The sequence below is a fragment of the Kordia sp. genome, assembly GCF_050633145.1.
In the GTDB taxonomy this organism is placed as follows: Bacteria; Bacteroidota; Bacteroidia; order Flavobacteriales; family Flavobacteriaceae; genus Kordia.
On record NZ_JBOEFY010000115.1, the window covers coordinates 1 to 2473 of the forward strand.

The window sequence follows — 2473 nt, forward strand, 5'->3', positions numbered from 1 at the left end:
TACGAATAAATACCGGCTCTCCCCCCATCATCGTATTTGTATATGGTGACATAAGTGGTGTTCCAACTCCCGTTTGCGCCTCACCCATTGTTTCATAATAAGTAATAGTCATTGCATCTGTAGAGGTTTGTCCTGCTAAAATTTCCGCATCAGCGTCTGTTAAAGTAAAACCTACAAATCCGTCTGTATCATCATCACATTCTTCTAAAGTCGTTGGAATAACTGGAATTGGTAATGGATTTACTGACAATGTAAAACTCGTAATTGCATAACAATCATTACCGGCTTCTGTACTATCTATTCTAACAAATATTGTTTCTCCATCACTTCCTGTATGTGTTGTTGCTAATGGATTGGCATCAGCTTCCGCATCAGGCATATTTTCATGAAAAGTAATATTGAAATTCGCAGGATCTTGTGTATCTAAAATCGCTGCTTCTTGTGTTGTGAAATCAAAATCTTCAACTAAGTTTCCATCTACATCACAAGCCGCCATATTTAAAGGTTGATTCGCTATAGGCTGCGTATTTATTTGAATGTTGAATTGTGTTACATCATTACATAATACGTTGTCATTATTTTCAATTCTTACATAGATTGTTTGAGGGTTTGTTGTATTTGTAAATGCTGGATCTAACGGACTAATTCCATTTGCTGCATCTCCTGGTGTTTCATGATAAGTTACAGAAAATAATGTAGCATCTTGAGTTCCTAATACTTGTATATCATAATCAGTTAATGTAAAGCTTGCTTCATCATCATTCGAATCATCATCACAAATTATTACATCTGCCACAGTATTTGCTACAGCTTGCTCGTAGATTTCCAAATCGAAACTTGTAGTATCAAAACACATTCCCGATAAATCTTCAATTCTAACAAATATCGTTTCTGGATTAGGTCCATTCGTATAGAGTGTTGGCAATGGATTCATATCCATTTGTGCATCATCAAGTGTATTATGATACGAAATATTAAATAGTGCTGGATCTTGTGTAAGCAATACATCGTTATTCACTAATGACAAGTCAAACTCTACATTAGTTACTCCAGCTGCTGCGCATTCTAGCAAATTATTTGGCTCATTGGCAACTGGCACAGGTGCATATTCAATTACAATACTATCTTGCGTATCACATGTAGAAACTGATACTACTACTGAATATGTTCCTGATGTTGTTACATCTAATGTTGGATTCGTTTCTCCTACGAGTTCTACCGCATCTCTAGACCATTGATACGTTGCTGTATCTATAGGCGATGTGGCATCTAGTGTAATTGATTCACCTTCGCAAATTGGATTTCCTGTAGTTAATAATCTGTCTTGACCTAAATCAAATGCTCCAATATCAAAACTTCCTCCTTCAAGAAATACTGCAGAATCAAAAGAGTTATCAGTATAATCAGATATTACTAGTTTGATTGTATATGTTTCTCCTGGTATTACTGTTGCTTCTGCTTTTAAAGGAATCGTTTGTCCATCAAACGCTGTTGAACCATTATTACTTCCTGGTGTGTCATAATATTCAGGAAAGGCAAATTGCCCCAATCCTGCTCCACATGTAAATGTGTGGATATTTGTGATACTTGCTGGAATATTTGAATTGGGCAATAAGGCGATATTTCTTCCTCCTAAATCAATATTAAGTTCTGGAGTTGCAGGGTTTGCATCGTGATCATATAAGTTTGAATCTGCAATTCCTGGTCCGCTTAATATAAAGGCGAAAGTATCTGCAAAACTACATGGATAGTTAGAAGTTGTTGTATATTCTTCTGATGCTAATATATATCGAAAACTAATTTGATCTGATATAGGTACAAATTCAAACTCAATTGCAGTTGCATTAAATGTTTGTCCTCCACCTGCAAGCGCCACTAAGTTTGGATCTCCTTCCCAGGCATTTGAACCAAAACTCATGAAAGCTGCTCCATTATCTGGAATTGCAGTTACGTTTGAACTACTTAATATAATTCCTTCTGTAAATGGGAAAGCTGCTGCTCCTGTGCTGAAGTAACCATAACTTTCATAACCTTGATTGGCTCCGTTTGTTTCTCCTGCCAAATTATCTGCTCCACTATGATTTGTCATCATAATGTTGGTCGGTTCATTTCCACAGACATCTTGAAAAAGAACGTTTACTACTAACTCTTCTGGAGTCATTGTGTCATCTACAGTGATTGTCTGCGAGTATGCTTGGTGTCCTATAAACAGCAGTAGAACAAGTAAAATTTTTGCCCTCATAAAAAAGTATTTCTGGTTAGTTTAGGTATAGTTAATCTCAAATATATTAATAAGAAGATTAATCTTTCATTTATTTAACAAAAAACAAGAGAAAAACCCTATCGTTATTGTCAATTTTTATTGTATTTATAAAAAAGCCGAAGTTTTAATGTTCTTCGGCTTTTATATCTATTTATATTTCATGTGTGAATTTTTCAAAAATTACTCTCATTATCTCTTCAAAGTAAAGTG

Annotated in this window: 1 protein-coding gene; it reads right to left on the reverse strand. The window is 35.1% G+C overall.

Annotation, left to right across the window (positions count from 1 at the left end):
• Positions 1-2242 (reverse strand): choice-of-anchor L domain-containing protein (locus ACRBBL_RS27520; protein WP_431372321.1); only part of this gene is annotated, 2242 nt, incomplete at its 3' end.
• Positions 2243-2473: the final 231 nt, after the last annotated feature.